The 1,558-nt window shown below is 64.8% G+C and carries 2 protein-coding genes; one reads left to right on the top strand and one right to left on the bottom strand.

Features of this window, described 5'->3' with window-relative positions; translation table 11 throughout:
- Positions 1-416: transcriptional repressor LexA (lexA, locus tag EOA38_RS36180; protein ID WP_127301468.1), on the top strand; the 416-nt coding region annotated here is incomplete at its 5' end.
- Here the strand turns inward: lexA and EOA38_RS36175 are convergent.
- The coding region (locus EOA38_RS36175; protein WP_145966275.1) for a ComEC/Rec2 family competence protein at positions 400-1,558 on the bottom strand (1,159 nt) is incomplete at its 5' end. The two genes, lexA and EOA38_RS36175, sit on opposite strands and share 17 nt — an antisense overlap.

Genomic DNA, 1,558 nt, shown 5'->3' with positions numbered 1-1,558 from the left:
CGCGTACGCCCAGCAATGACGACGATGCCGCGTCGGCTGTGTCGATCCCGGTGATGGGCCGTATCGCGGCCGGCGTGCCGATCGACGCCATCCAGCATCAGACGCATACGATCACGGTCCCGCCGGACATGATCGCGGGCGGTGAGCATTATGCGCTGGAGGTCAAGGGCGACTCGATGATCGAGGCCGGCATCTTCGATGGCGACACGGTCATCATCCGCAATGCCAACACCGCGAGCCCGGGCGAGATCGTGGTGGCGCTGGTCGACGACGAGGAGGCGACGCTGAAGCGCTTCCGCCGCAAGGGCGCTTCGATTGCCCTCGAAGCCGCCAATCCGGCCTATGAGACTCGCATCTTCGGTCCGGATCGCGTCAAGGTTCAGGGCAAGCTCGTAGGGCTCATTCGCCGCTATTGAGTGGCTGTAGCGGCTTCGCATCGGTCTTTTCAGGCCGCTGGTAAGGCGCCAGCCCCCTTGCCTCGCGCGAATACCGTCGTTGCTCGTGCCAGGGCCGGTAAGGCTTTTCGACGGCATACTGGATGGCGGCGCGCGCCGTTGCCGATTGCGGATCGAAGAAGACGGCGGCGCTGCCGTCACGCGCGAGTTGGCGCTTGGTGACGACAAGGATGCGCGGATCGCGGCAAGGATTGTAGGCCGTGGCGTCGTCTATGACGATGAGGTCGGCGAAGCCGCAGGCCGGCCTGGCGCTGTTGCGATTTTCCGCCAGCGCGACAATCGCGCCGGACGGATGCCGGCCGATGCAGAGGTCTCCCGTGCAGTAAAAAGGCGACCCTGGCGGCAGGTCGACGGGATCGGCGATGTCCAGCGCGCCCTTGGCGAATGTCTCCGGCGGCACGATCGTTTCAGCCTTCAGCGCGCGTTTCCAGTTGTCGGTGGTGAACTCGTTGGAACGGTCACGATTGACAGCGAGCTCGCCGCCGCCGATCGGCATCGCCACCAGATGCGCGTCCTCCGAGATCAGCACATCCGGCGTGCGGACATGCGGGATGGTCAGCACGCCGGCCAGCGCGAAGGGAACGGCCACCAGCCTGAGCCAGGTGGTGGCCATGGTCGCGATGACAAGCGCGACCGTCACCAGCAGCACCGACTGGATCGAGATCAGCCCCACGGCATCGACTGGCGAGCGTTCCGAAATCCACGCCGAGATCGCGATCATCGCCGTCAGGCCCTTGCCCATCACATAGAGAAACGGACCGTCGAGGCCGAATGGCATGGTCAACGCGCTCAGGACGGCGAACGGCATGACGATCAACGAGACGATGGGCATAACCGCCAGATTGGCCAGCAGGCTGAGCGGCGACACCCGCTGAAAATGCCAGATCGCAAACAATATCGTTGCGCTTCCGGCGATCAGCGACGTCACGGCAGCGCCACCCAACCCAACCGCCAGCCTTCGCAATAAGAACCGCGGAAACGACCGTTTTGCAGGGGGTGTCCTCACCTTGTCGGCGCGGTAATCGGCCCAGCCGGCATAGGCGCCGACCAGGGCAGCGGTGGCTGCGAACGACATCTGGAAGCTCGGGCCGACCACTTCATGC

This window comes from Mesorhizobium sp. M1E.F.Ca.ET.041.01.1.1 (assembly GCF_003997355.1).
Lineage (GTDB): Bacteria > Pseudomonadota > Alphaproteobacteria > Rhizobiales > Rhizobiaceae > Mesorhizobium.
This window is presented reverse-complemented; position numbering and strand designations above follow the sequence as displayed.